This window comes from Gemella haemolysans ATCC 10379, from assembly GCF_000173915.1.
GTDB classification, from domain to species: Bacteria; Bacillota; Bacilli; order Staphylococcales; family Gemellaceae; genus Gemella; species Gemella haemolysans.
This window is the reverse complement of record NZ_ACDZ02000014.1, coordinates 451668-477597: the sequence shown is the minus strand read 5'-3', so window position 1 is coordinate 477597 and position 25930 is coordinate 451668. Positions and strand designations below refer to the sequence as shown.

The following is a 25930-nucleotide window of genomic DNA, read 5'->3' as shown; positions in this document are numbered from 1 at the left end:
AGAAGCAAACTACTTTTAGTTTTACAATTAATAAGTAATCCTCATGTTTGTGCCAGTAATCTACAGCCAACATTTTAAGTATATTAGTTTACGAGTATCCTAAACCCTAAAGCTAAACTAATATTATTACTGTAAAAAACCACGAAGTTTACCCCTAAACTTTCGTGGTTTTTAGTTAATAACTTAAAAAAATAAAATTAAGATATCCTAGAAAACATGTTTGTTTCTAAGATATCTTTTTATTATCTATTTATCTCGTTTTAATAAATAATTAGCGAAATCTTCAAGCAAATTATTATTTAGACGCTTTGCTACAGTTATAGCATTAAATGTATGTTGTTTTAATAATTCTTCACATTCTTCAATTCCATAGAAACTAAGGTATGTAATCATATCTTCATCACTAGGTAATTTTCCAATTTTTTCAAAATCACCGTAATAATCTAGAATGTCATCTTTAATTTGATAGGCAATACCTAATTGTTGACCAAATTCCTTAACATCATCATAATCTTCTAGTTTATTGGCTACTAAACATGCAAAATCTAATGGCAATTCTATTAAACGTCCTGTTTTTAAACTATGCATTTTTCTTAAGTAATCTGCATCAACATCATAGTTCTTTTGTTTAACATCATATATTTGTCCTGCAATCATCCCCATTGCACCAGAATAATTGGCGAATTGCTTAATTAATCTTACCTTCAAATCTGGTTTGACATCTGCATCACTAAGAACTTCAAATGCTAATGTTAACATTGCGTCTCCTGTAAGTACCGCAACATCTTGTCCATAAACTTTATGATTAGTATATTTACCCCAACGATAATCATCATTATCCATCTCTGGTAAATCATCATGAACTAACGAATATGTATGAACTAATTCAATAGCTAATGCTATATCGAAATATTTACTATACTCTATTCCGTAGAATTTTAGTAAATATAGAAAAGATAACGGCCTAATTTTCTTTCCATCGTTAACCAAAGAATAGGTTATTGATTCTTTTAAAATATCTGGCATTTCTAGCTTTTCTACATAATCTTTTGCGAAAGCATTTAATTTATCTTTATTAGTTTCTATGAAAAGTTTAAAATTATTCATTGTCTTTAAAATCCTTAGTTAATTTCGCTACTTCTTTTTCAGCATTCTCAATTAATGCATTACAGTTTTTTATTAAATCTATTCCTTGTTTATATCTTTCCAGTGAATCTTCTAATGATAACTTTCCAGATTCTAATTCAGCAACAATTTTTTCCAAATTCATTAAACTTGTTTCAAAATTTTCTTTACTCATTACTTAACTCCTTTATCGGATATATTATTTACTTTACATTCAAGACTACCATCTACAAGTTGTACTGATATTTCATCGCCAGCATAAATTTCTTTTACTGTTGTAATTTTTTTATCACCCAAGAAAGCCACAGAATATCCTTTTTTCATTATATTCAACGGTGAATTAGCCTCTAATTTATTTATTTCATTTGTAAAGTTTTCCTTAAATTTTCCTAACAGATCGATATTTAAAAATTTCTCAGTTGATGCTTTCAATTCATGCTGTTTATCTTTAACAAATATTTGTAAAGATTTATTTAGCTCCTTTTCTAATAATTCAACTCTATTATTATAGTCAATGAAAACTTTTGAATAATTTTTATAATATGGATTATTCTCACTGTTAAGAACTCTAGTTTTATATGTTTGTATAATGTAATTAATAGTATTTGTTAGTTTATCATAATTAAACGATATTCTATTTTTTATATCCTCAATATTCGGTGTTACTAATTCTGCAGCTGCAGTCGGCGTTGATGCTCTTCTGTCTGAAACAAAATCAGCAAGAGTAGTATCTGTTTCATGTCCAATCCCAGTGACAATTGGTGTTGTACAGTTGAAAATTGCTCGAATTACTTCTTCAGTATTAAAACTCCAAAGATCTTCTATTGATCCTCCACCACGCCCCAAAATGATAACATCGTTAGTACCATCATCAGCTAGTTTAATATTTTTAACTATATCTTGTACTGAATTCTCACCCTGTACTAGAGTCGAATAAATATTAATTTTAGCAATAGGAAATCGTCTTTGAATGGTTCTTGTAATATCTTGTACTGCAGCTCCTGTTTTCGCAGTAACTACCGCTATATTTTGACTGAAGCTTGGGATTCTTTTTTTATATTGAGGTAAGAACAATCCTTCTTTCTCAAGTTTTTCTTTTAACTCTAAAAACTTCTGATACAATTCTCCTATTCTATCTTTTTTCATATCAAGAACGACTAGGTTTACTTCTCCGCGCTTGAGGTAAAAATCAACCTTAGTTTTTATTAGTACTGTATCCCCATCTTTAAAATTTTTCGATCTAGCTCCAAACCAGTTTGCTCGAATTACTGAATTTTCATCTTTTATTGAAAAATAAATATTGTTACCGTGAGGTTTAAAATTTGATATTTCACCTTTAATATATACTTCACCTAAATATGGATCTAATTTAAATTTACGTTCAATATATTTATTTAACGCTGTAACGGTTAGATATGTTTTTTCTTCCATCTAACTTTACCTCTTATTTTGTTGAGTTTTCTACAATACCTTTTAATACTCCATTGATAAATTTATAACTTTCATCTTTTTCACTATATTTTTTTGAAAGTTCAACAGCCTCATTAATTGAAACTTTATAAGGAATATCACTATATAGTATTTCGTATGCTGAAATACGTAAAATCTGTCTATCCATTTTTGAAAGACGTTCTAATTTCCAATCTTTTAAATTATTAGAAATAATTTCATCAATTTCTTCTTTTTTTTCTAGTATTTCTGTTAACGTTTTATTAACATAAATACTAGTTGAGATCTCTTCTTGTTCTAAATCTAAAAGTTCTATAAAATCTAATTCTGTATTTTCAACTTGGAATAAAATTTTAAAAACTGCTTCTCTAAGTTCGTGTCTGCTCTTCATTTATATCTCCTAAATTAAAAATCAATTCCTATAATATTAACATTTACAGTTTTAGTACTAATTTCTGTCATATTAAAAATAGAATTTCTAACATTCTCTTGAATTTTTCTTGCTGTTTTTGTTACTGAATATCCAGCCTTTAAGTTACAATACACATCTATAATTAATTCTGTACCTGCAAATTCTAATTCAACTCCACGTGAATATACTTTTTTTCCTAATAATTTAGAAACACCTTCTACCTCAGTTGTTGCAATATTTGCAATAACTTCTAAAGCGCTTGGGTTAATTTCTACTTTTCCTAATTTTTTTGTTTCCATTTACTTATCCTCCAAAATTATATTTAATATTAAAAACAATCTAATATTAAATTATTATTTGTCCATAATAATCCTATTAATTATACCATATTTTCAGAGAAAAAGGGAGAGATTACCTCAAAATAGTTATTGTTGAAAATACTATTTCATCTAGGTAATCCCTTCCTTATGGTTTATGTATCAGTAATTAAATATTAGCTAATAATTCATCGAATGCTTTATCGATATTGTCTTTATTTTTAGCTCCTGCTTGAGCCATATCTGGACGTCCACCACCACGTCCATCACATACCGTAGCTAGAACGTTTACTAGTTTTCCTGCATTATATTTATCAGTGATAGCTTTATCTACAGCTACTACGAAGTTTACTTTATCTTCATTTACTGAAGCAAAGGCAATAACGTAGTTCTCTAATTTAGACTTAGCGTTGTCAACTAGTTGTTTTAAGTGATTCATATTTTCAGATTCAACAACACTTGTAAGTACGTTAACGCCATTAACTTCTTTAATATTATTTACTAAATTGTTTAATTCAGCATTAGCAATTTTTTGTTGTAAACTTTCTTTTTCTTTAGATAGTTTCTTAATATCAGATTGTAATGAAGATACTTTTTCTACTACATTTGAAGAATTAGCTTTTGTTAATTTTTCAACAGAACGTAAAGTTTCTTCTTGTTCTCTTAGATACTCGTATGCAGCTTTTCCTGTTAGAGCTTCAATTCTACGAACCCCTGCAGCTACACCTGATTCAGATACAATCTTGAAGATTCCCACTTCCGCACTGTTAACATTGTGAGTTCCTCCACATAGTTCGATAGAGTAATCACCAATAGAAACAACACGTACAACATCTCCGTATTTTTCTCCGAATAATGCTTGAGCACCAAGTTTTCTAGCTTCAGCGATTGGCATTTCTTCTGTTTTGATTTCTAACGCATTCCAAATTTGTTTGTTTACTTCTTGTTCAACTTTTTCAATTTCTTCTTTTGTAAGTGGAGCGAAGTGAGTAATATCGAATCGTAATTTTTCATCAGTTACTAAAGATCCTGCTTGTTTAATGTGAGATCCAACTTCATGACGAAGTGCTTCATTTAATAAGTGAGTTGCAGTATGGTTTTTCTCAACATTTAATCTGTAAGGTCTATTAACTTCTAGTTTGTATTCTTTACCAACTACTAATTCACCTTCTACTACTTTTACAAAGTGAATGTGACGTTTGTCAGGAAGTTTCTTAACATCTACAACTTCAGCTTTGAATCCTTCAGCTGTTACTAAACCTTTATCAGCTACTTGCCCTCCACTTTCAGCGTAGAATGGAGTTCTTTCAAATACAACTTTTACAACTTCTTCACCTTTATAGTTTTCTAACAGATTATCTTCTCTATCAACTATTGCTAGTACTTTACCTTCATCTGTAAGGCTAGTGTATCCTGTAAATTCGCTGTCTCCTACTATTTTACTGTATAAGTCAGATTGTACTTGCATTGAAGAATCGTCTTGACGTGAAGAACGAGCACGCTCTTTTTGTTTTTCCATTTCTTCATTAAAGCCATCAATATCTACAGTTAATCCTAATTCTTCAGCATATTCTTCTGTTAACTCAATTGGGAAACCAAATGTATCATAAAGTTTGAAGGCATCTTTACCTGAGATGACTTTTGTAGTATCTTTAACTTCATTAGCAATATTATTTAAGATTGTTTCACCTTCATGAAGTGTCTCATGGAATCTATCTTCTTCTTTCAAGATAACATCTTTTACAAAGCTTGCACTTTCTTTTACATTTGGATAATAATCTACCATTATCTCTGCAACTACATCAGTTAGTTTATACATAAATGAGTTGTTTAATCCTAAAACTTTAGCGAATCTTACAGCACGACGTAATAATCTTCTTAAAATATATCCACGACCTTCATTCGACGGTAAAGCTCCATCGGCAATTGCGAATACTACTGTTCTAATATGGTCAGCTATAACCTTAAATGCAACATCTTGCTCAGTACTTACACCATACTTAGCTCCTGAAAGTTTTTCAATTTCTCTAATAATTGGGATAAATAAGTCAGTATCAAAGTTTGTTGGAACATCTTGTAAAACTGATACTATTCTTTCTAATCCCATACCAGTATCTATGTTTTTTGCAGGAAGTTCTGAGTAAGTTCCATCTGCATTATGGTTGTATTGACTAAATACAACATTCCAAACTTCAAGGTATCTATCATTTTCTCCACCAGGATACATTTCTTCCTTTGGAGACCATGTATCAGCTTCTTCTCCACGGTCATAGAAAATTTCCGTGTTTGGTCCAGATGGTCCTTCACCGATATCCCAGAAGTTACCTTCAATACGAATAATTCTTTCTTCTGGTAGACCAATTACATTTTTCCATAAATCGTATGCTTCAGTATCTTCTGGGTGAATAGTTACCGATAGTTTCTCTTTTTCAAGTCCTAACCATTTTTCCGAAGTTAAAAACTCCCAAGCCCAAGGTACTGCTTCGTTTTTGAAGTAGTCACCGATTGAGAAGTTACCTAACATCTCGAAGAATGTATGGTGACGTGCAGTTTTCCCAACATTTTCAATATCATTAGTTCTTATTGATTTTTGTGAGTTTGTAATCCTTGGATTTTCTGGGATTTCTCTTCCATCGAAGTATTTTTTCAATGTTGCTACACCTGAGTTAATCCAAAGTAAAGATGGATCGTCAATTGGTACTAAAGATGCACTTGGTTCGATTTTGTGTCCTTTTTCTACGAAGAAATCTAAATACATTCTTCTAATTTGTGTTGATGTTAGTTGTTTCATTAATTATTTCTCCTTTCAAGCTAACAAAAATAAAATAAAAATCCCTTGTGTAAATATATTTACACAAGGGACGATCATAATCGTGTTACCACCCTAATTTAAGCACTATGTACTCCTCATTAGTTTTTATAACGGCTTTATTGCCGATGAAGTATAACATAGGTAGCATAAAAGTTTTATTATGAATCCTTTTCACCACTAGATTCTCTCTGTTAAATAATATTCTTAACTTTTAATTCCTAAACTTCATTGTATATGTATGTTATTATAACTAGTTAAGTTACATTTGTCAATAGTTTTTACTTAGAATTTCTCATTTCAAAAATGGCTTTCTTTTGCCAAAGCTTCATATTTTGTTTCAGCGTATCAAAACCATATTGAAAATTCAAAGTATCTAAACTATTTATTTCTTTTTTATCAGTGTCTTTTTTTTGTTTAAAGTTTAATGTTGCATTAATTTTATTATCTTTTATTGATAATACTTTTACTTCTAAAATTTCATCTTGCTTAATATAGCTACTTATATCAAAAATAAAACAATTAGTAATTTCAGAAATATGAATTAATCCTACCATTTTATCTCGTGTTTCTATAAAGGCACCGTACGGTTTTACCGCTGTTACTTTAACCTTTATGATATCACCTGGACGAATTTCTCTATAGCTCATTTTTTATTTTCTCAACAACTGCTTCAACTGTAAATCCGTATTCTTCGATTACTTTATTCGCAGGTGCTGATGCTCCAAATTTATCAATTCCGATAGCTAATCCATCTAAACCTACATATTTGTACCAAAGAGAACTATTACCCATTTCTAACGATACACGACGACGTATATTTAATGGTAGTAATTCCTCTTTGTATTCTTTAGATTGTTCTTCAAATAATTCAACTGATGGCATACTTACAACACGCACTTTAAATCCATCTTTTTCTAATTCACGTGCTACATCAATTGCTAATGCTACTTCTGATCCTGTTGCGATTAGAATAGTATCAAAGTCTACTGCTGTTTCATAAACAACATATGCACCTTTAGAAACTTTTTCAAATGAAGAGTTTTCTAAGATTGGTAAATTTTGACGAGTTAGAACAATTGAAGTTGGTCTATTGTTAGTTTTTTGTGATAAGTACCAAGCAGCTTGTGTTTCAGTCGCATCAGCTGGTCTGAATACATAAGTATTTGGTATTGTTCTTAATGATGCTAAGTGCTCGATTGGTTCGTGAGTCGGACCATCTTCACCTACTGCAATACTATCGTGAGTGAATACATATGTTACTGGTAGGTTTTGTAATGCTGATAGTCTTAATGCACCTTTTAGATAGTCTGAGAATACGAAGAACGTACCACCGAATACACGTACACCACCATGTAACATCAATCCGTTTAATACTGTAGCCATTGCAAATTCTCGAACACCAAATTGAACATTACGTTCTGTTCTGTGAGTATCATCTTGTAAGCTATCACCTTTAATAAAAGTCATGTTCGAGTGAGAAAGATCAGCCGAACCACCGAAGAATGTTGGTAATACTGCTGCAATACTGTTAAGTGCATCTTGAGAAGAATTACGCGTAGCTTGAGCATCTCCTACATTTTTAAAGCTAAAACTTTCTTTTGATAAATGTTTAATATCTTCACGTGTAAGTGCTTCTTCTAATTCTTTTGCTAATTCAGGGAATTTAACTTTATAATCTGCATATAGTTTATCCCATTTAGCATATTCCTCTTCTCCACGATCTGCTACATTAGCTTTGAAATCAGCATATACATCTGCAGGAATATCGAATGGTTCATTTTCCCAACCGATTTCTTTTCTGAATAATGCAGTTTCTTCATTACCTAAAGGAGCTCCATGCACACCATTTGTTCCTTGTCTATTAGGAGAACCCGCTCCGATAATAGTTTTAACTTCGATTAATGTTGGTTTGTCAGATTTTTTAGCTTGTTCAAGTGCAGCATTAACCGCTTCAACATTAGCACCATCTTGAACTAGAATTGTATTCCAACCATATGCTTCATATCTAGCTCGAACATTTTCTGAAAATGCATCTTTAGTTTCACCATCTAAACAAATATCATTTGAATCGTATAATACTACAAGTTTATTTAGTTTTTGGACTGCTGCAAAACTTGATGCTTCAGAAGCTACACCTTCCATGATATCTCCATCACCACAAATTACATAAGTATAGTGATCAAATAGGTTATAACCTTCTTTATTATATTTAGCTGCTAAGTATCTTTCTGCTAAAGCCATACCAACTGCAGTAGATATACCTTGACCTAGAGGCCCTGTCGTAGCATCGATACCTTTTGTATGTCCAAATTCTGGGTGTCCTGGTGTTTTAGATCCCCATTGACGGAAGTTTTTAACTTCCTCTAAAGATACATCTTCAAATCCTGATAAATGTAATAATGAGTATAATAACATTGACCCGTGTCCTGCTGATAATACGAATCTATCTCTGTTTATCCAATCTGTTTTCTTTGGGTTAACTCTTAAATGTTTAGTAAATAAAGAATAAGCCATAGGTGCAGCACCCATTACTATTCCAGGGTGTCCTGATTTTGCTTTATTAATCGCATCAACACCTAAAACTTTTATCGCGTTTACTGATTTCTGTGACATAAATGTCCTCCTAATTTTATAATTCTATTCTACCTGAAATAGCTCTTGATAAGGTAACTTCATCAACATATTCAATATCGCTTCCGAAAGAAATACCTTGAGCTATTCTAGTAACTCTTATATCTGTATTTTTTAAATATCTCGAAATAAAACTTGCTGTTCCTTCACCTTCAGGAGATGAATTTGTAGCAAGAATAATCTCTTTTACTGTTTCATCTTGTGCTCGTTCAAAAATGGATTTTATGTTAATATCTAAAGGACCAATTCCATCCATCGGTGAAATTAACCCATCAAGCACATGATACACTCCCCTATATTGTTGCATATTCTCCATAGCAACTAAGTCATTATCATTGGCAACTACACAAATAGTCGACTTGTCTCTTCCAGGATCCGAACAAATATCACATACATGTTCTTCACTAAGTCTTCCACATACTTCACAATTAGTTAATTTGTCTTTAAGATTTACTAAACTATCTGCAAAGTTTTTGATATCGGTATCATTCATTTTTAAAGTGTGAAATGCCAATCTTACAGCTGTCTTCTTCCCTATTCCTGGTAATAAAGAATAACTTTCTATTAAATCTAAAATTGGTTTTGGATATTGCATCTTATAAACCTGGGATACTTAATCCGTTTGTGAATTTACCTAAAGTTTCTTCTTTTAGTTTAGTTGATTTTTCTAATGCATCATTTACTGCTGTTAACACTAAATCTTGAAGCATTTCAATATCTTCTGGATCTACTACTTCTTCTTTAATTTTAATATCTAAAATTTTACCGTCACCATTAGCAATTGCTGTAACCATACCACCTGATACAGTTCCTTCTACTGTTTGGTCTTTTAATCCTTCTTGGGCCTCTAGCATATCTTTTTGCATTTTTTGCATCTTTCTCATCATTTGTTGCATATTTCCCATTCCGCGCATAATAATTCCTCCTAATATCTAATTATATTATAATTCTATTTAAAATTTTACAACTTGTCAATAATTTGAAATTCATTTCAAATTATTTCATTTTATTACATAGATGTTTTTCATACTATCCAGTTTCTATAATAATATCACTAAATAATTCATCTATCTTTGTTAACTTTTCTTCTTCAACTTGTTCTTTTTCTTCATGTACTTCTTGTACTGAATTATCTATTTCATCTTTTAGTATTTCATATTGATGATCTTGTATTGTGTAAATTTCATACTCAACTCCGATGAATCTCTTAAATAAACTCTCTAAATACTTTTTATATTTAGAATTCGGAGCCATCTTAACCATATTATCCATTTCATTAAAAACTAATAAACCACCTATTTTTGAAGATGCTATAAGTTTACATGATTTAAATAACTCTCTCATAGTAGTTACTTCCGGATTATTTGTATTTAAACTCTCATTTATTATTTTTATAAATACATTAGATGCGTAATTAGTAAAATTAGGATTTGAATCCTGTATAAGTTTGATTATCTTACTTTTATCTTTTATTATTACTTCTTTAATTTCTTCTTTCGGTGTGTTTACCGCGCCTGTATTTTGAAGTGTATTACTATTTGTACTGTATTGAAGATTATTACTTTGAACTGACTCCGAAATATTCTTCATTTCATCTCTTAATTTGAATAACTTATCTTCCAATACTTTTATCCTGTTTTCTAATTCAATATTTCTCGAACTAGTCATAGAGTTTTGTCCACTTCCAATAGTTGAGTTATTTTGATTGATACCTTCTTCTTTAGAACATATTTTCACTATACAAATTTGCATATAACTCATATATTCAGTTGAAAATCTAATGTGCTGTTCTGTTTGAGATAAGTACTCTATAATTTTATAGAAGTAATCAAAACTAACACTATCTATTTCTGTAACAATTTTCTCAACATTATATGCAGTGTGTTTCGTATCTTTTAGATTTTTATATACTACAATATCCCTAGTTACATTTATTAAGTCATTAAGTAGTAACTTAGTATCTTTTGCTTGAGCTACAAATTCATTATATTTTAATAGTGATTTTGTAACATCTCCCTGTAATAAACCTCTATAAAATTCTAGTATATCATCTTCACTTATTGATGAAGTAACTTCTAATATGTGATTTAAAGTTATCTCTTCAGCATAATTAGAAACTTGATCTAATATACTAATTGCATCTCTCAACCCACCTTTAGCTAGTGTGGCAATTTTCTCTATCGCAGCCTCTTCAATAACCAAATTTTCTTCTTTTGCAATGTATTTTAATCTATCAATTAATTGTTCTTGAGATAAATTTTTAAATTCAAATCTTTGACATCTTGATAAAATAGTTGCAGGTATTTTATGAATTTCGGTAGTAGCAAGTATAAAGATCACATGTGCTGGTGGTTCCTCTAACGTTTTTAATAATGCATTAAACGCAGCAGTCGTTAGCATATGTACTTCGTCTATAATATAGACTTTATATTTACCTTCAGTTGGTAGAAATTTAATAGCTTCTTTTATATCACGAACTTCATCAACACCATTGTTACTAGCTGCATCTATCTCAATTATGTCAACATTTTCTTTTTGATATATCTCATTTCCATTAACCTCATTAGCAAATATCTTCGCTATAGAGGTTTTACCAGTTCCTCTTGATCCATAAAATAAATAGGCGTGACTTATTTGATCTTTGTCAATCGCATTTTTCAACACAGAAACTATATGATTTTGACCAACTATATCATTAAAAGTTTGTGGTCGATATTTCCTATATAATGCTTGAAACATACAAACCTCCTAAATTATTTTAATTAATTTATTATAACATATTTTTAATATATCTTATAGTAAAAAAGAGAAACAATAGAATCACATTATTATATAAATATGATTCCTTGTTTCTCACTTAATTCCTATATTTACTCTTAAACTTTATTATATTGATATCTTAATTAAAATGGATTTTCTGTTAAATACCATCTTCCGTTATATTTTTTTACTTTAATTGTTCTTTGACTATCACTATCAAGTAACTTAGATAAATCTAAGCCTTTTGTTTTTAACATTACTTTAGCAGTATTATCATCAACCATTTTTACATCTGACACTTCTGCTAATTCAACAATTGATTTTGCCATATCAAGTTTATACTTTTCAGTACGTTCTACTTCTTTTAATTCTTCTAGTGCAGCTTGCTTAGACTCCGAACTTTCAAAATGAATATAATCCATCATTTTATTAAAATCACCTTTTTTAATAGTATTCATCCAACCTTCAACAGCATCTTTTGGAGTTGATCCCCCAGCTCTACCACTACTTCCAAAAGCAATAAATACTACGACTAATACTGCAACTATGGCAGCTATTATACCTATAGTTTTATTATCAATTTTTTTCTTACCATACATCGGATGAAAATTCGGATTGTTTTGTCCAAGTTGTGGATTGAATTGATTAGGATTATTATATCTATTTTGATTATTAAATTGTTGCTGGTTATTTACATTATTGAACTGAGGATTTGTCTGTTGATAATTTTGATAACCTTGTTGAAAATTAGCATTTCCATTTAAATTTTGTTGAGTATATCCAGGCCCTCTGTAATAATTATTTTGTTGATTAGTATATTGTTGATTCTGCCCTACATATCCATTTCCACCATACGCAGAATTTTGTTGATTACTATAACCCTGATATTGCTGATTATTAAACTGATGATTACGATCAAAATTTTCATTCTTTTGATACTGCGACGGTATTTGGTGTTGATTTTGATAACCTGGTTGATTGGAAAAATTACCACTATAATCTTGCTGAGTTTGCTCATTATAGCCATTTTGACGATATTGATTATTCTGTTGAAGATATCCTTGTTGCGGGTAATTATTTTGAGGTTGATTATTAGAATTTTGCCCCCTATTGTTATTCATAATAGTTTCTCCATTTCTAAATTTTCGTCTAATAACATTAATATAACTTTTTTAATTTATTATAACTCTCTTAATTTATAATTATACTAAAGCTTTACTCCTTTTGTCAATGATATAAAAAGTAGCTAATAATAACAATCAAGTAACAGCGTATGCTACTAAAAAAATTAAAAAGATTATCCGACTAGATAATCTCTTTATTAAACAGAATATTTCTTCTTTTCAAGATAAATTACTACCATAATTGATTTTTCTTTAAAAACCATCTTCCATTATGCTTTTCTACAGTCAAAAAACCTCTGCCATCATTTATTAAGTATTTTTTATCAAAATTGTCTTTTTCATTTATTTTCTTAAATCTAACTATAAACGTATCCAAATCAATCATTTTATCTTCATCTATTTCATTATCATTAACAAAGGTCTTTAACATATCTAACTTGTATTTTTCTTCTTTGGATATTTTCTTGAATTCTTGAACGGATTCATCTTTATCTCTTTTATTATCAAAGTGGATATAATCAAACATTTTTTCAAATTCATCATTTTTTACAGTTTTCGTCCATCTTTTTACAACTTCTTTAGGTGTAGCTCCACCTTCCCTTTCATTTAAAACAATTGAAAACATAATTATCAATACTAATATGATTACAGCTAATAACCTTTTATTTTTTGTTTTATTATTTAATTGTCTCTTAAAACTACTATTTAATCCATAAGTCATATTCATTTGTCCTTTTCTATAAACTTTATAGAGTATTAATTAATCTATATCTAATTTTATCTGAATAAATTAAAATAAAATATTATATAATCCAACTACTAGGCAACCAACACCAGTTATTTGCAAAATTCTCCCATTTCTTTTACTATCCTTTGAGTACTTTTCAATATTTTCTGGTAACTTTGCTTCTTCATAACTTATGCTGATACCACTAATTAAATGAGCATTATCCCCCCTTAGAATATACTTGGCAAAAATAAATAATACCCCCGCGATATAAAACATTATAAAAGCTATTGCATAATCTATATATTCACTAGGCAAAAGGATAGACGAAAGAATTAAGATTTCACATGGTAACATCAGTAAAATCGCTGTACTTGTTTTCAAAGTAATGCACTCCTTTTCGTACTTCACTTAGCTATACTATATTTCAATTATATTATATAATATCAAAACAACAAATGTCAAAACTTATCCAAAAAATAACTCTCCTTACTGTAATTTTCATTCAGTAAAAAGTATCTTATATATACCATATAAATTCCTTATAATATTATTAAATAATTGCATTTTTCCTTGACTATATATATATATATATAATATTAGTATAAAAATTTTAAGGAGGAGTTATTATGTACAAAAAAAATTACAGATCAAGATGGAAATGTATATATTCAAAAAAAGCCTATCAATAAAAGAGTTTGGTTTATAGTTTTAGCTGCAATTGTACTTATATTAATTATTCAGCAAACAACTAATAACAAAAAAAAAGATGTAGAAGTTAAACATTCTACTCAAGAAACACAAAAAGCAAAATATGAAGTTTCTGAAATTAATATTGAAAAAGATTCATTTTCTAGCTATGTTACAGGAGTATTAAAGAACAATACTGATAAAGAGAAATCATATGTTCAAATTACTATCCCTGCGTATGATGCTAATGGTAACAAAGTTGGTGATGCACTAGCTAATGTCAACGATTTAAAACCAAATTCTACATGGAAATTTAAGGCTATGTATATTGGTTCAGAAAAAAATGTTACATTCAAAACTGAAGAATTAAAAGTAAGCGGCTTTTAAGAGTATTCACATAAATTTTAAATTATTAAGAGAGACTATCAAAAACGATAATCTCTCTTAATTTTATTTTCTATTGTTAATTTTAAACTTCAAGAATAGATCGTTGTAGAATTGAATCATTTTAGGATCTAAATCTTCATACACTTCAGCTTTATTTCCAAAACTTTCTAAATCTGGATAAAATTGTTCATTACTAGTTGTTTCTTCTGATAACATTTCTTTAGCTTTACCATTAGGAGTCGCATAGCCAATAAACTCAGAGTTTTTTGCTGCATTTTCTGGTTTTAACATAAAGTTAATAAATTTATATGCAGCCTCTTCATTTTTAGAAGTTTTTGGAATTACTATATTATCAAACCATAGGTTAGTTCCTTCTTTAGGTAATGCATAAACCATATTTTCATTTTCTTCCATAATTGATTTTGCATCTCCTGAGAATACTACTGATACCCATGCTTCATTATTAATCATAAGCATTTTCTTCTCATCAGAGTTAATTGCTTTAATATTTGGATGAAGTAACTCTAATTTTTTTTCTGCTAGGTTAAGGTTTACCTCATTAGTATCATTTACAGAATTTCCTTCTGATTGAAGAGCAATTCCCATCATTTCTCGTGCACCATCAATTAATAAAATATTATTTTCTAAACGTGCATCCCAAAGGTCATTCCATTTTTCAAATTTAAGATCTTCAGGAACTTTAGTTTTATCATAAAGTATTCCTAGTGTTCCCCAGAAATAAGGAATTGAATATTCATTTTTTGGATCAAAACTTTTATCTCTAAATTGTTCTTCAATATTATCAAATCCTTCAATTTTACTGTGATCTAATTTTTTTAGTAGATTTAGCTTTTTCATCTTTTTAATCATATAGTCAGACGGAATTACTATATCATAAGGTGTAGATCCTGCTTGAATTTTTGTAAGCATAGCCTCATTAGAGTCAAATGTTTCATATACTACTGAAATCCCAGTTTCTTCTTCAAACTTCTTAATTAAATCCGGATCAATATATTCTCCCCAGTTGAAAATTGTTAAAGTTTGTTTATCACCACTATTTGAACTATTAATAAAATTTCGACTATATAATAATCCTAAACTGATAACTAATATTGAAATTGCTGAAATAAGTAATTTTTTCATATTATCTTACCTCCCTTTTTAATTTACTAGTATTGATTACATAATAAATTAATACCGCTACAACAACAAAGATAGTTAAGACTGTAGATAAAGCATTAATCTGTAGGTTAATTCCTTGTCGTGCCATTGAGTAAATTTCAACAGAAAGAGTTTGGAATCCATTACCTGTAACAAAGAACGTCACAGCAAAATCATCTAATGAATAAGTTAATCCCATAAAGAATCCTGCCCAAATCCCTGGTGTAATATAAGGTATTACAATCTTACTCAATACTTGAGGATAAGTCGCTCCAAGGTCTATTGCAGCATCGACCATACTTCTTGGCATCTCATAAAGTTTAGGTAATACCATTAATACAACTATCGGAATACTGAATGCAATATGAGATAATAATACAGACCAAAAACCTTGAATAGTATCTAATCCTGTGTACTTAGAAATAAATGTAAACATTAATAAGAATGAACATCCGATGATAACATCAGGACTTACAATTAGAATATTATTTCCTACTAAGAAAGAATTCTTTTGTTTATTAGATTTTAAAGAATATATTCCTAATGCACCCAGTGTTCCAAAAATAGCAGAAAATAATCCGCAAAGTAGTGCAACTACTATCGTATTAATTACAATAACCATCATACGCGTATTTTCAAATAAATCTACATAATGTTTCCAAGAAAAACCTTCGAAATCAATCATTGTCTTACCTGAGTTAAACGAGTAGTATGCTAGGTAAATTAGAGGTATATATAATATTGCAAAGATAACCCCTAAATATATTTTTGAAGTTAATTTCATTATTTTCTACCTCCAAAATTAGTTTTGTCTTTAGTATTTGTAAGAACCATTATGACTCCCATTACTACTATTAAGAATACTGCGATTGTTGAACCAATCCCCCAGTTTTGAGTAACTAAGAAATGCTCTTCAATAGCTGTACCTAAGTTTATAATTTTGTTTCCAGCAACAAGTCGTGTAATCATGAATAATGATAGAGCTGGAATAAATGTTACCTGAATACCAGTTTTAACACCATTAATACTTAATGGTAAAATAATTTTTAAGAACGTAGTTTTAAAGTCAGCACCTAAATCATATGATGCTTCAATTAAGTTTTTATTCATACCAGAAACTGAGTTATAAATAGGTAATAACATAAATGGTAAGAATATGTAACTTGATACAAAAATAAAACTAAATGAATTAAATAGTAAACTTTGAGAACCTATGCCAATGTATTCTAGAAAACTATTAATTGTTCCATATTCACCAAATAATCCTAAAAACGCATAAGTTTTTAATAAGATATTAATCCATGTTGGTAAAATAATTAATAGAAGCAACAGTTCTTTATACTTACTTTTATTAATAGCAAATGCTAATGGATAGCTAATTACCAAACATATAAGTGTAATTAGAAATGCATACCAGAAACTATATAATGTCATTAATACATATGTGCTACTAAAGAATATCTTATAGTTTTCGAATGTGAAGTTTCCATCGATATCTCTAAAAGAATAATATACTATTAGTAATATTGGAAATACTACGAAAAGTAACATCCACATTACATACGGAATCATAAAAAATGAGCGTGTTTTTTTATTGAACATTCTTTATTCCTCCTCTTCATATGATTCAAGACGAGCATCAAATTCTTCTTCAGTTTCTCCAGGCACCATGATATGTATTGCTTCAGGATCAAAGTTTAAACTTACAGCTGCTCCTGGTTTTGCTTGTTTTGTTGAATGAACAATCCATTCATTATATTGATCATCTAAACAACAGATTTCATAGTGAACTCCTCTAAATAACTGAGTATCTACTACTACACTGATTTTACCTTTATCTGCACTTGTAATCTCTAAGTCCTCTGGACGAATAACTACTTCTACACGTTTATTTTTATCTAAACCAGCATCAACACATTCATATTGTTTACCGTAGATTTCTACTAAATAGTCATCTAACATAACAGCATTAACAATATTAGATTCACCAATGAAATCAGCAACAAAACGGTTTACCGGCTCATCATAAATATCAGTTGGTGTACCACTTTGTTCAATTTTCCCATGATTCATTACGAAGATATAATCACTCATCGCTAGCGCTTCCTCTTGGTCGTGAGTTACATAGATAAATGTAATTCCTGTTTGTTGTTGAAGTTCACGAAGTTCATATTGCATCTCTTGACGAAGTTTTAAATCAAGTGCTGATAGTGATTCATCTAGTAGGATAATTTCAGGTTCATTAACAATTGCACGAGCTATAGCAACACGTTGTTTTTGTCCACCACTCATCTCGCTTATATCACGATTTTCAAAACCAGCTAAGTTAACTTGTTTAAGAGCTTTTTTTACTTTCTTATTAATTACTTCTTTCTTTTCATTTTTAATTTTCAATCCAAAAGCAACATTTTCAAATACATTCATATGCGGGAATAATGCATAGTCCTGGAACACAGTATTTACATGTCTCTTATTCGCAGGTAGATCATTAACTACTTTGTCATCAAGTAGTACATCACCTGATGTTGGACTTAAAAATCCACCAATTAATTTTAAAATTGTACTTTTACCACATCCACTTGGTCCTAGTAATGTATAGAATTTTCCTTTTTCTATTTCTAAATCAATATTCTTTAATACATGTGTATTACCAAAAGACATTGATACATTTTTAAATTCAACAATATTTGCCATTATTTTCTCCTTATAAATACGAATTAGTCGCTACAATTAACACTTCACATTCTTCATCAAATGGATTTGATATTCTATGTTCTGACGTAGCTAAAAAATAAAAACTTTCATTAGTAGAAGCAATAAACTCCTCATCACCTAATCTCAATTTGCATTTCCCCTTCAGCACATAACATAATGTTTCTGATTCAGAAGGATCAAATGTTTTATAATTACAATTTTTATCTAGTTTTAATATAAGAGATTCCATCTCTTTCTCATTTGATTCTGGAACCAACCATGTAAGTTTATATCCTTCATCAGTTTCTTCATAACTAGTCTGATCTTCTAATGAATAATATACTTTCTGACTAGTACTCTCCTTATCAAAGAAATCTTTAGGAGCACATCCAAGAACTTGGAGTATATTAAAAAAAGTTTCCATTGATGGTGACGCTAAATCACGCTCAACTTGAGATATATACCCTTTACTAAGGTCTGTACGTTCCCCTAACTCTTCTTGGGTGAGGTTTTTTTGAATTCGTAATCTCTTTAATCTTTCACCTATAGAATACATAACTTCTCCTTTCTATAGTTAATAAGTTAATTTGTTTAACAATACATAACTTTTAGTTAATTTTGTTTATTATTATCTAACTTAACGTTATTATTGTTTACCATTAGTAAACTTATCGTCATTTAAGTTTAACATTAGTAAACTATATGTTTAGTCTTGTTAAATCACAAATTATATGATACTATATTTTTAAGTTAAAATCAAGTTAAAATTACATTATTTTTCAACTTTTTAATAATTATAATTTTTTTAAATAAAGCCTAATATTCTTTATTATCTTAATGTTTTAGTATATAATGGTAATATTAATATAAGAAAGAAATCAAGGTACCATAATGAAATTTAAAATACTACAACCCTTTCAATCAGTTGAGGTTTATTTAAGTCAATTTTTAAAAGTGTCAAAAAAAAATATACATACTATTAGAATGCAAAGTCATCATGATAAACAAACAATTAAAATTAATGGGAAAGAAGCAGATTTAACATCAAGTTTATCTACAAATGATTCACTAGAATTAAATATAGTTCTAGCAACATCTAAGTACTTATCAAATACAGCCGCTAGAATAAAAAAAGAATACGAGGATGATTATATTCTTGTCGTATCAAAACCATTCGGTATAAAAACTCATCCTAATGACATAGAAACTGAAAATGATACGCTAGTTAACTATTTAATAGCGGACTATAGCTATCTTGAACCTATTCACAGACTTGATATAGATACTTGCGGTCTAGTGATTCTAGCAAAAACTCCTTTAATCAAAGCTAAGCTAGATCAAATGCTTGAACAAAGAGCAATTAAACGTTACTATACAGCATTAATAAAAAACAATATTAAACCACAAACTATTAATACTAATATAGGAAGAGATAGTAAAGAAAAAAACAAAATGGCAGTGACAAGAAACGGGAAGAATGCTATTACTAATATACTTGAGTGCAGTAAGTTAGATCAAAATAGATTTTCAGTTCTTATCTCACTTGAAACAGGTAGAACCCATCAAATAAGAGTACATTTAGCTTCTATAGGAGTCTCAATAATTGGGGATAAATTATATTCAAAAGATGGCTATAAATACGATAAAATGTATTTAGGAGCACTTAAAGTAAATTTCCAACACCCTGTTACAGGAAATACTTTAGAAATTAAATCGTCAATTGAAAAAGATTTTATATAATAAATTTTATACAATAAATAATGACCACCCCTGAAAAGGGGTGGTTTTCTCTTCGGGTATAACCCTTTGTTACTAACACGCACCTCAAGGCGCTGGCTTTCACATTCGTTCAAGCCCTATTGTATTTTAACGCCCGATACCCGTTAAACGGGTTTATCTATTTTTTCTTATTTCCAAATGGATTTGTATATTCTTTTGTTGTCAGTTTGTCTATCGCAATGTCATGCGATTCTTGTTCTCTGATATATTTTCTTATTGTACTTTCATTCAATCCTACAGTACTTACATAGTATCCTTCTGCCCAAAACTTTCTATTTCCGTATCTGTATTTCAAGTTTGAATGCATATCAAATATCATTAATGAACTTTTCCCTTTCAGATATCCCATAAAACTTGATACACTATATTTTGGTGGTATTGATAATAGCAAATGTATATGATCTGGCATTATATGTCCTTCTATTATTTCTACTCCTTTATACTTACATAACCTTTTTATTATATCTACTATATCTCGTTTGTATTGATTAAATTCTATTTTTCGTCTATACTTAGGTGTAAATACAATATGGTATTTACATAACCACTTTGTATGCGATAAACTATTATGTTTATTTGCCATAATTAAAATCATCCTTTCTTTATTTTAGAGCTTGAACTACTCTTATTTTATCAAGAAAGGATGATTTTTCAATTGTTTAACTCTTATCTCGCACCCGCATAGCGGGTGGTTTTTTGTTTCGGAGACTTTGCCTCCTCAACTGGCTAAAGCCTTTAAAAAAAACAGATGTGCAAAATTATTACACATCTGTTTCTTATTATTATTTTTTCATTTGTTTTTGAGCTTGTTTTTGCGCTTTTTGCATGTTGCTCATAACTTGATTGATTTTTTTACGAGATGGCTTTTGTCCCATTTGACTCATCATACTCATAACCATATCTTCGTTAATTTGAGGATTTTTTTCCATGTAGTTCATGAAATTACGTCTTGCTAGATAGAAACCTCCAACAACACCGATAAGTAAACAAATTGCTCCAACTAAAATTGTAACTGCAGTTTCACTCATTGTTAATTTCCTTTCTTCTTAGGAGTTATATCTTCTCCATTTTCATTAATTACTTTAGTATTATCTAATATGTTTCTCATATTAGCTTTAAAATTTTGTAAATATAATTGTCTATATTTAGCTAATTCTTCTGATTCCTCAGTAGTTAATTCACGCTCTCTTTTTGTAGCATTAAGTGAATTAATTTTAGCAATAACTTCATTCATTTCCATATTATTATACACTCATTAACTCTTCTTGTTTTTCTTTAGTAACTTTGTCGATTTCAGCAACAAATTTATCAGTTACTTTTTGAATATCATCAGAATATCCTTTTAAATCGTCTTCAGTAATTTGAGAAGATTTTTCTAATTTTTTCATAGCATCCATTGCATCACGACGAACATTACGTACAGCAACTTTAGCACCTTCAGATTCTTTACCTACTAATTTAGCAAGTTCTTTACGACGTTCCTCAGTTAAAGCTGGGAATACGATACGAATCACTGTTCCATCATTAGCTGGATTTAATCCTAAATCTGATGCTTGAATAGCTTTTTCAATATCTCCTAATAAAGTTTTTTCGTATGGAGAAATTACAAGCATTTTAGGTTCTGGTACAGAAACCCCTGCAACTTGATTAATCGGAGTTGGTACACCATAGTAATCAACTGTTAATCTATCTAAAACAGCTGCACTAGCCTTACCAGCTCTAATAGATGCTAATTCACGACGTAAACTAGCAATCGCTTTTTCCATTCTTTCGTTTAAATTATTCATTATTTGTTCAGGCATAATTGTAAACTCCTAATATAAATTTTATTCAATTGTTGTTCCTAGATTAGAATCAGAAACAACTTTAACAATATTTTCTGCATCATCTATTGAAAAGACAATAATTGGCAGGTGATTATCCATACAGAATGTAATTGCTGTAGAATCCATTATTGTTAACCCTTTGTTCATAATATCCATGTATGATAACTTATCATATTTAGTTGCTGTACTGTCAAGTTTTGGATCAGCAGAGTAAACTCCATCAACACCATTTTTTCCCATTAAGATAGCTTCAGCACCGATTTCTTTAGCACGTAATGCTGCTGTTGTATCTGTTGAGAAATATGGATTTCCAATTCCAGCTGCAAATATAGCAACACGACCTTTTTCTAAGTGTCTTATTGCACGTCTTCTAATGTATGGCTCAGCCATTTCTTTCATTTCAACTGATGTTAATACACGTGTATCCACACCTTTTTGTTCTAAAGCATCTTGTAATGCTAATGAGTTCATAACTGTAGCTAACATACCCATTGAGTCAGCCGTAGCACGTTCCATTCCTAGTTCTTCACCAGTTTTTCCACGCCAGATATTTCCTCCACCAACAACGATAGCAACTTCTACCCCTTGTTTTACTACCTCTACGATTTGAGAAGTTATTTTTGTAACAACTTCAGAATCAATACCGAATCCTTTTCCACCTGCTAGTGCTTCACCACTTAACTTATATAAAACTCTTTTATATTTAGTAGCCATTTCTATCCTCCTAATAAATTACAGACATTATTGTTTCTACTATACTAATTTTTTAAAAAAGCACACACAAGAAGTGTGTGCTTAACCTCTTTTAATAAAATATATTAAATAGAGAATTATTATTTGCTAGCGTTAACTTGGCTCATTACTTCTTCAGCAAAGTTATCTTCTTTTTTCTCGATACCTTCACCAACTTCGTAACGTACGAATTTAGCAAGTTTTCCACCTTTTGATGCTAAGAATTTTTCAACAGTGAAACTATCGTCTTTAACGAATTTTTGATTAACAACTGTGATTTCTTCTAAGAATTTGTTAATTCTACCAACGATCATTTTTTCAACGATGTTAGCAGGTTTTCCTTCGTTTAATGCTTGCTCAGTTAATACTTTTTTCTCGTGCTCAAGTACATCAGCTGGTACTTCGCTTTCGTCTAAGTATTTAGGAGCTAAAGCAGCGATGTGCATTGCAACATCTTTAGCTGCTTCTTCGTCAGTGCTTCCTTCAACAAGAGTAAGAACACCAATTCTTCCTCCCATGTGAGAGTATGCACCGAATGCATCAGCGTCAGATTTAGTTACAACTTCAAATCTTCTTAGTGAAAGTTTTTCACCAATTGTAGCAATACCTTCGTTAATTACTGCTTCAACAGTTCCACCTTGAGCTTCTACTTGAAGAGCTTCTTCTAAAGTTGCTGGTTCAGCTGCTAAGATAGCTTCTGCAACATTTTTTACTAAAGCAACGAATTTTTCGTTTTTAGCAACGAAGTCAGTTTCTGAGTTGATTTCTAAGATAACAGCTTTGTTACCTTTAACCTCGATGTAAGAAAGACCTTCTGCAGCGATTCTGTCAGCTTTTTTAGCTGCTTTAGCGATACCATTTTCTCTTAGGTAGTCGATTGCTGCATCGATATCTCCATCAGTTTGAGTTAGTGCTTTTTTACAGTCCATCATACCAGCACCAGTACGTTCTCTTAATTCTTTTACCAAACTAGCTGTAATTTGTGCCATTTTGATTTGCCTCCGTTATTTTATTATTAATTTTTTTATTTGTTTTATAATCTAAAATTATTCTTCAGTTGCTTCTACTTCTTCAGAAACTTCTTCAGTTTCTTCGATGTTACCTTCATTGTAAGCTACAAAAGCGTCTGCCATTTTAGCTGTTAATAATTTAACTGCACGGATAGCATCATCGTTTGCAGGGATTACGTAATCAACATCATCTGGATCACAGTTTGTATCTACGATACCTACTACAGGGATTCCTAATTTTTTAGCTTCAGCAATTGCGTTGTGCTCTTTCTTAGGATCTACTACGAAGATTGCATCTGGCATACCTTTCATTTCACGAATTCCACCTAAGAATTTAACTAATTTATCGTATTCTTTTCTTAATTCGATAACTTCTTTTTTAGGTAGTACTTCGAATACTCCATCAGCTTCCATTTTTTCGATTTCAGTGATTCTGTCAATACGCCCTTTAATAGTTTTGTAGTTAGTTAAAGTTCCACCTAACCAACGGTGATTGATGTAGTATTGACCACTTCTTTCAGCTTCTTCTTTAATTGCATCTTGTGCTTGTTTTTTAGTACCTACGAATAACATTTTTCCGCCTTGATCAGCAACTGATTTTACGAATTCGTATGCTTCATCAACTTTCTTAACTGTTTTTTGTAAGTCGATAATGTAGATACCGTTTCTTTCTGTGAAGATGTATTTATCCATTTTAGGGTTCCATCTTCTTGTTTGGTGACCGAAGTGTACACCAGCTTCTAATAATTGTTTCATTGAAATAACTGCCATAGTTATTTTCCTCCTTGGTTTTTTCCTCCGACATTCTCTAAGCTTACTGCAAACATAAATGCACCGAGCAGCTACTCAAATGTCGTGTGTTATATTTTTGTTGATTTTTACTCAACTTTATTAATTATATAGCATTACCAACTAAAAATCAAGTATTTTAATAAATTTTACAGCAATAATTATCTTCTATATTAATAACTATTTTATTTATTTTTTATTACTTTTTATTTTTATGTATTATGAAAACAAATGTAAATTTTTTACATTAATCAAAATTATTTCGTTTAAGAACTTGATTTTTTTATAAAGTAGTATTATAATTTATTAGAACGTAATTATTACGAATAACGGAGGAGTATTACAAATGAATAAATTTTTAAAAATAATTTCAATTGTTGCTGCATTCGCCCTACTTTTAGTCGGATGTTCAAGCAAAACTAATTCTGGAGCTTCAAACTCTGGAAGTAAAACAAAAATCGTTACTTCTGTAAACTTTTATGCAGAAGTTGCTAAGAGTATAGCAGGAGATAAAGCAGACGTTTCTTCTATTATAACTTCTACTTCAGTAGATCCACATGATTTTGAACCAACTGCTCAAGATGCTAAAACTGTTGCTGATTCTAACATCGCAATTCTTAACGGTGGTGGATACGATTCTTGGTTCGAAAAACTTACTGCTAATAGTAAAGATATCAAAAAAATTGACGGCGCTAAACTACTAGGACTTAAAGATGGAGATAACGAACACATTTGGTACAACCCAGAAGTAATGAGTAAAGTTGCAGACGAACTTACTAAAGTCTTATCTGAAAAAGATTCTGTCAATAAAGTTTTCTATGAAAAAAATAGAGATAACTACAAAAAAGAACTTTCAAAAATTACTGATAAAATTAATTCACTAAAAGATAAAGCAAATGGTAAATCAGTACTTACAACAGAACCTGTTTTCGAATATGCAGTTGAATCTCTTGGACTAAAAACAACAGATCAAGTTAAAAAACTAGCTCAAGCAACTGAAGAAGGAAATGATCCTGCACCACAAGATTTAAAAGCTATTCAAGAGCAAATCAAATCTAAACAGATTTCATTAATCATCAACAACGTTCAAACAACTAACAAAACTATCGAAGGTTTAATTACTCTAGCTGAACAAAACAAAGTACCTGTTCTTAATGTAACAGAAACACAACCAGAAGGAAAAACTTACATCGAATGGATGTTAGATCAATATAATAAATTAGAAGAAATTCTAAATGGTGGTTCTGGTGAAAAAGCTTATCACGTAGAAGGCGCTTCTGAAGGTCATTCACATGATCACGAACACGAAGGGCACTCTCACAGTCATTCTCATGATGACAAAGATCATGATCACGATCACGAAAAAGAACATAAACATTAATACGAAGATTAAAAAATAGTCTTCACATATTATAAATATGTAGTATAATATAAAGAAGAGATTCTAAATCGTATCTCTTCTTTTTTATATTAAAAATAAAAATTTTAAATTTACTTAGGAGATT

Annotated in this window: 29 protein-coding genes; 3 read left to right on the top strand and 26 right to left on the bottom strand. The window is 30.0% G+C overall.

Translation table 11 applies throughout. The features are described 5' to 3' along the window. Positions 1-246: 246 nt before the first annotated feature. The 14 genes from GEMHA0001_RS07845 to GEMHA0001_RS07780 all read right to left on the bottom strand — a co-directional run bounded on the left by GEMHA0001_RS07845 (position 247) and on the right by GEMHA0001_RS07780 (position 13741). A complete protein-coding gene (locus GEMHA0001_RS07845) occupies positions 247-1107 on the bottom strand; it encodes a polyprenyl synthetase family protein (protein WP_003144876.1) in 861 nt (286 codons plus the stop codon). Beyond that, the gene (gene xseB, locus GEMHA0001_RS07840) at positions 1100-1300 is read right to left on the bottom strand and encodes an exodeoxyribonuclease VII small subunit (protein ID WP_003145059.1); all 201 of its coding nucleotides are present in this window, start codon (positions 1298-1300) and stop codon (positions 1100-1102) included. Before xseB ends, GEMHA0001_RS07845 begins: the two co-directional genes overlap by 8 nt. Beyond that, positions 1300-2556, bottom strand: coding sequence for an exodeoxyribonuclease VII large subunit (gene xseA, locus GEMHA0001_RS07835; RefSeq protein WP_003144951.1), 1257 nt, complete (start codon positions 2554-2556; stop codon positions 1300-1302). Before xseA ends, xseB begins: the two co-directional genes overlap by 1 nt. 13 nt (positions 2557-2569) lie before the next feature. Then, positions 2570-2965, bottom strand: coding sequence for a transcription antitermination factor NusB (nusB, locus tag GEMHA0001_RS07830; protein WP_003145384.1), 396 nt, complete (start codon positions 2963-2965; stop codon positions 2570-2572). A gap of 14 nt (positions 2966-2979) precedes the next feature. Beyond that, positions 2980-3285 carry an Asp23/Gls24 family envelope stress response protein gene (locus tag GEMHA0001_RS07825; protein ID WP_003145278.1) on the bottom strand — a complete coding sequence of 102 codons (306 nt, stop codon included), beginning with the start codon at positions 3283-3285 and terminating at the stop codon, positions 2980-2982. A 187-nt stretch (positions 3286-3472) separates the two neighbouring features. Further along, a complete protein-coding gene (gene alaS, locus GEMHA0001_RS07820; RefSeq protein WP_003145539.1) occupies positions 3473-6094 on the bottom strand; it encodes an alanine--tRNA ligase in 2622 nt (873 codons plus the stop codon). A 299-nt stretch (positions 6095-6393) separates the two neighbouring features. After that, positions 6394-6762 carry a S1 RNA-binding domain-containing protein gene (locus GEMHA0001_RS07815; RefSeq protein ID WP_003145432.1) on the bottom strand — a complete coding sequence of 123 codons (369 nt, stop codon included), beginning with the start codon at positions 6760-6762 and terminating at the stop codon, positions 6394-6396. Further along, positions 6752-8728 (bottom strand): transketolase, encoded by a 1977-nt coding sequence (gene tkt / locus GEMHA0001_RS07810; RefSeq protein WP_003145188.1) that lies wholly within the window; start codon positions 8726-8728, stop codon positions 6752-6754. Before tkt ends, GEMHA0001_RS07815 begins: the two co-directional genes overlap by 11 nt. A gap of 16 nt (positions 8729-8744) precedes the next feature. Then, a complete protein-coding gene (recR, locus tag GEMHA0001_RS07805) occupies positions 8745-9341 on the bottom strand; it encodes a recombination mediator RecR (protein WP_003145265.1) in 597 nt (198 codons plus the stop codon). Between the two features lies 1 nt (position 9342). Then, positions 9343-9660: a YbaB/EbfC family nucleoid-associated protein gene (locus GEMHA0001_RS07800; RefSeq protein ID WP_003144870.1), complete on the bottom strand. Its 318-nt coding sequence runs from the start codon at positions 9658-9660 to the stop codon at positions 9343-9345. Positions 9661-9775: 115 nt separating this feature from the next. Further along, positions 9776-11485 carry a DNA polymerase III subunit gamma/tau gene (gene dnaX / locus GEMHA0001_RS07795; RefSeq protein ID WP_003145061.1) on the bottom strand — a complete coding sequence of 570 codons (1710 nt, stop codon included), beginning with the start codon at positions 11483-11485 and terminating at the stop codon, positions 9776-9778. Positions 11486-11649: 164 nt separating this feature from the next. Next, positions 11650-12627, bottom strand: a complete 978-nt coding sequence (locus GEMHA0001_RS07790) for a DUF4878 domain-containing protein (protein WP_003145388.1) — start codon at positions 12625-12627, stop codon at positions 11650-11652. A 235-nt stretch (positions 12628-12862) separates the two neighbouring features. After that, complete coding sequence (locus GEMHA0001_RS07785; protein WP_003145579.1) at positions 12863-13351, bottom strand: hypothetical protein; 489 nt, start codon at positions 13349-13351, stop codon at positions 12863-12865. A 69-nt stretch (positions 13352-13420) separates the two neighbouring features. Then, positions 13421-13741, bottom strand: a complete 321-nt coding sequence (locus GEMHA0001_RS07780; RefSeq protein ID WP_003145321.1) for a hypothetical protein — start codon at positions 13739-13741, stop codon at positions 13421-13423. Positions 13742-13999: 258 nt separating this feature from the next. Between GEMHA0001_RS07780 and GEMHA0001_RS09405 the strand changes: the two genes are divergently transcribed. Further along, on the top strand, positions 14000-14434 hold the full coding sequence (locus tag GEMHA0001_RS09405) for an FxLYD domain-containing protein (protein ID WP_211204824.1): 435 nt from the start codon (positions 14000-14002) through the stop codon (positions 14432-14434). A 63-nt stretch (positions 14435-14497) separates the two neighbouring features. Here the strand turns inward: GEMHA0001_RS09405 and GEMHA0001_RS07775 are convergent, their stop codons facing one another. Genes GEMHA0001_RS07775 through GEMHA0001_RS07755 form a run of 5 tightly spaced genes read right to left on the bottom strand, consistent with a single transcriptional unit; the run spans position 14498 to position 18845 of the window. Then, positions 14498-15577, bottom strand: a complete 1080-nt coding sequence (locus GEMHA0001_RS07775; protein ID WP_003145401.1) for an ABC transporter substrate-binding protein — start codon at positions 15575-15577, stop codon at positions 14498-14500. A 1-nt stretch (position 15578) separates the two neighbouring features. After that, on the bottom strand, positions 15579-16379 hold the full coding sequence (locus GEMHA0001_RS07770) for an ABC transporter permease (RefSeq protein ID WP_003145718.1): 801 nt from the start codon (positions 16377-16379) through the stop codon (positions 15579-15581). Then, positions 16379-17197 (bottom strand): ABC transporter permease, encoded by an 819-nt coding sequence (locus GEMHA0001_RS07765; RefSeq protein WP_003145632.1) that lies wholly within the window; start codon positions 17195-17197, stop codon positions 16379-16381. The genes GEMHA0001_RS07770 and GEMHA0001_RS07765 overlap by 1 nt, the downstream gene beginning before the upstream one ends. Positions 17198-17200: 3 nt before the next feature. Then, on the bottom strand, positions 17201-18289 hold the full coding sequence (locus GEMHA0001_RS07760; RefSeq protein ID WP_003144999.1) for an ABC transporter ATP-binding protein: 1089 nt from the start codon (positions 18287-18289) through the stop codon (positions 17201-17203). Between the two features lie 10 nt (positions 18290-18299). After that, the gene (locus GEMHA0001_RS07755; protein WP_003144877.1) at positions 18300-18845 is read right to left on the bottom strand and encodes a helix-turn-helix domain-containing protein; all 546 of its coding nucleotides are present in this window, start codon (positions 18843-18845) and stop codon (positions 18300-18302) included. A gap of 398 nt (positions 18846-19243) precedes the next feature. Here GEMHA0001_RS07755 and GEMHA0001_RS07750 point away from each other — a divergent pair, with 398 nt between their 5' ends. After that, positions 19244-20029, top strand: a complete 786-nt coding sequence (locus GEMHA0001_RS07750; protein WP_233445902.1) for an RluA family pseudouridine synthase — start codon at positions 19244-19246, stop codon at positions 20027-20029. A 157-nt stretch (positions 20030-20186) separates the two neighbouring features. On the opposite strand, the gene tnpA is transcribed toward GEMHA0001_RS07750, so the two are convergent. From tnpA to rpsB, 7 genes are all read right to left on the bottom strand, one after another. Further along, on the bottom strand, positions 20187-20651 hold the full coding sequence (gene tnpA / locus GEMHA0001_RS07745; protein WP_003145084.1) for an IS200/IS605 family transposase: 465 nt from the start codon (positions 20649-20651) through the stop codon (positions 20187-20189). A gap of 199 nt (positions 20652-20850) precedes the next feature. After that, on the bottom strand, positions 20851-21096 hold the full coding sequence (locus GEMHA0001_RS07740) for a YneF family protein (RefSeq protein ID WP_003145224.1): 246 nt from the start codon (positions 21094-21096) through the stop codon (positions 20851-20853). A 2-nt stretch (positions 21097-21098) separates the two neighbouring features. Continuing rightward, positions 21099-21308, bottom strand: coding sequence for a DUF896 domain-containing protein (locus GEMHA0001_RS07735; protein WP_003145137.1), 210 nt, complete (start codon positions 21306-21308; stop codon positions 21099-21101). 4 nt (positions 21309-21312) lie between these two features. Continuing rightward, complete coding sequence (frr, locus tag GEMHA0001_RS07730) at positions 21313-21870, bottom strand: ribosome recycling factor (RefSeq protein WP_003145637.1); 558 nt, start codon at positions 21868-21870, stop codon at positions 21313-21315. Between the two features lie 24 nt (positions 21871-21894). After that, a complete protein-coding gene (gene pyrH, locus GEMHA0001_RS07725) occupies positions 21895-22608 on the bottom strand; it encodes a UMP kinase (RefSeq protein ID WP_003145677.1) in 714 nt (237 codons plus the stop codon). Positions 22609-22727: 119 nt separating this feature from the next. Next, entirely contained in the window at positions 22728-23615 is an 888-nt protein-coding gene (tsf, locus tag GEMHA0001_RS07720) for a translation elongation factor Ts (protein WP_003144954.1), read from the bottom strand. Positions 23616-23672: 57 nt separating this feature from the next. Further along, on the bottom strand, positions 23673-24407 hold the full coding sequence (gene rpsB, locus GEMHA0001_RS07715) for a 30S ribosomal protein S2 (RefSeq protein ID WP_003144977.1): 735 nt from the start codon (positions 24405-24407) through the stop codon (positions 23673-23675). A gap of 364 nt (positions 24408-24771) precedes the next feature. Between rpsB and GEMHA0001_RS07710 the strand changes: the two genes are divergently transcribed. Beyond that, positions 24772-25806: a metal ABC transporter solute-binding protein, Zn/Mn family gene (locus GEMHA0001_RS07710; RefSeq protein ID WP_003145302.1), complete on the top strand. Its 1035-nt coding sequence runs from the start codon at positions 24772-24774 to the stop codon at positions 25804-25806. The last annotated feature ends 124 nt before the right edge of the window (positions 25807-25930 follow it).

What these genes read in the sequence shown, in the direction of transcription:
- GEMHA0001_RS07845 (WP_003144876.1), bottom strand. Translation starts at nt 1,107, where the DNA reads ATGAATAATTTTAAACTTTTCATAGAAACTAATAAAGATAAATTAAAT.
- xseB (WP_003145059.1), bottom strand. Translation starts at nt 1,300, where the DNA reads ATGAGTAAAGAAAATTTTGAAACAAGTTTAATGAATTTGGAAAAAATT.
- xseA (WP_003144951.1), bottom strand. Translation starts at nt 2,556, where the DNA reads ATGGAAGAAAAAACATATCTAACCGTTACAGCGTTAAATAAATATATT.
- nusB (WP_003145384.1), bottom strand. Translation starts at nt 2,965, where the DNA reads ATGAAGAGCAGACACGAACTTAGAGAAGCAGTTTTTAAAATTTTATTC.
- GEMHA0001_RS07825 (WP_003145278.1), bottom strand. Translation starts at nt 3,285, where the DNA reads ATGGAAACAAAAAAATTAGGAAAAGTAGAAATTAACCCAAGCGCTTTA.
- alaS (WP_003145539.1), bottom strand. Translation starts at nt 6,094, where the DNA reads ATGAAACAACTAACATCAACACAAATTAGAAGAATGTATTTAGATTTC.
- GEMHA0001_RS07815 (WP_003145432.1), bottom strand. Translation starts at nt 6,762, where the DNA reads ATGAGCTATAGAGAAATTCGTCCAGGTGATATCATAAAGGTTAAAGTA.
- tkt (WP_003145188.1), bottom strand. Translation starts at nt 8,728, where the DNA reads ATGTCACAGAAATCAGTAAACGCGATAAAAGTTTTAGGTGTTGATGCG.
- recR (WP_003145265.1), bottom strand. Translation starts at nt 9,341, where the DNA reads ATGCAATATCCAAAACCAATTTTAGATTTAATAGAAAGTTATTCTTTA.
- GEMHA0001_RS07800 (WP_003144870.1), bottom strand. Translation starts at nt 9,660, where the DNA reads ATGCGCGGAATGGGAAATATGCAACAAATGATGAGAAAGATGCAAAAA.
- dnaX (WP_003145061.1), bottom strand. Translation starts at nt 11,485, where the DNA reads ATGTTTCAAGCATTATATAGGAAATATCGACCACAAACTTTTAATGAT.
- GEMHA0001_RS07790 (WP_003145388.1), bottom strand. Translation starts at nt 12,627, where the DNA reads ATGAATAACAATAGGGGGCAAAATTCTAATAATCAACCTCAAAATAAT.
- GEMHA0001_RS07785 (WP_003145579.1), bottom strand. Translation starts at nt 13,351, where the DNA reads ATGACTTATGGATTAAATAGTAGTTTTAAGAGACAATTAAATAATAAA.
- GEMHA0001_RS07775 (WP_003145401.1), bottom strand. Translation starts at nt 15,577, where the DNA reads ATGAAAAAATTACTTATTTCAGCAATTTCAATATTAGTTATCAGTTTA.
- GEMHA0001_RS07770 (WP_003145718.1), bottom strand. Translation starts at nt 16,379, where the DNA reads ATGAAATTAACTTCAAAAATATATTTAGGGGTTATCTTTGCAATATTA.
- GEMHA0001_RS07765 (WP_003145632.1), bottom strand. Translation starts at nt 17,197, where the DNA reads ATGTTCAATAAAAAAACACGCTCATTTTTTATGATTCCGTATGTAATG.
- GEMHA0001_RS07760 (WP_003144999.1), bottom strand. Translation starts at nt 18,289, where the DNA reads ATGGCAAATATTGTTGAATTTAAAAATGTATCAATGTCTTTTGGTAAT.
- GEMHA0001_RS07755 (WP_003144877.1), bottom strand. Translation starts at nt 18,845, where the DNA reads ATGTATTCTATAGGTGAAAGATTAAAGAGATTACGAATTCAAAAAAAC.
- tnpA (WP_003145084.1), bottom strand. Translation starts at nt 20,651, where the DNA reads ATGGCAAATAAACATAATAGTTTATCGCATACAAAGTGGTTATGTAAA.
- GEMHA0001_RS07740 (WP_003145224.1), bottom strand. Translation starts at nt 21,096, where the DNA reads ATGAGTGAAACTGCAGTTACAATTTTAGTTGGAGCAATTTGTTTACTT.
- GEMHA0001_RS07735 (WP_003145137.1), bottom strand. Translation starts at nt 21,308, where the DNA reads ATGGAAATGAATGAAGTTATTGCTAAAATTAATTCACTTAATGCTACA.
- frr (WP_003145637.1), bottom strand. Translation starts at nt 21,870, where the DNA reads ATGCCTGAACAAATAATGAATAATTTAAACGAAAGAATGGAAAAAGCG.
- pyrH (WP_003145677.1), bottom strand. Translation starts at nt 22,608, where the DNA reads ATGGCTACTAAATATAAAAGAGTTTTATATAAGTTAAGTGGTGAAGCA.
- tsf (WP_003144954.1), bottom strand. Translation starts at nt 23,615, where the DNA reads ATGGCACAAATTACAGCTAGTTTGGTAAAAGAATTAAGAGAACGTACT.
- rpsB (WP_003144977.1), bottom strand. Translation starts at nt 24,407, where the DNA reads ATGGCAGTTATTTCAATGAAACAATTATTAGAAGCTGGTGTACACTTC.
- GEMHA0001_RS07710 (WP_003145302.1), top strand. Translation starts at nt 24,772, where the DNA reads ATGAATAAATTTTTAAAAATAATTTCAATTGTTGCTGCATTCGCCCTA.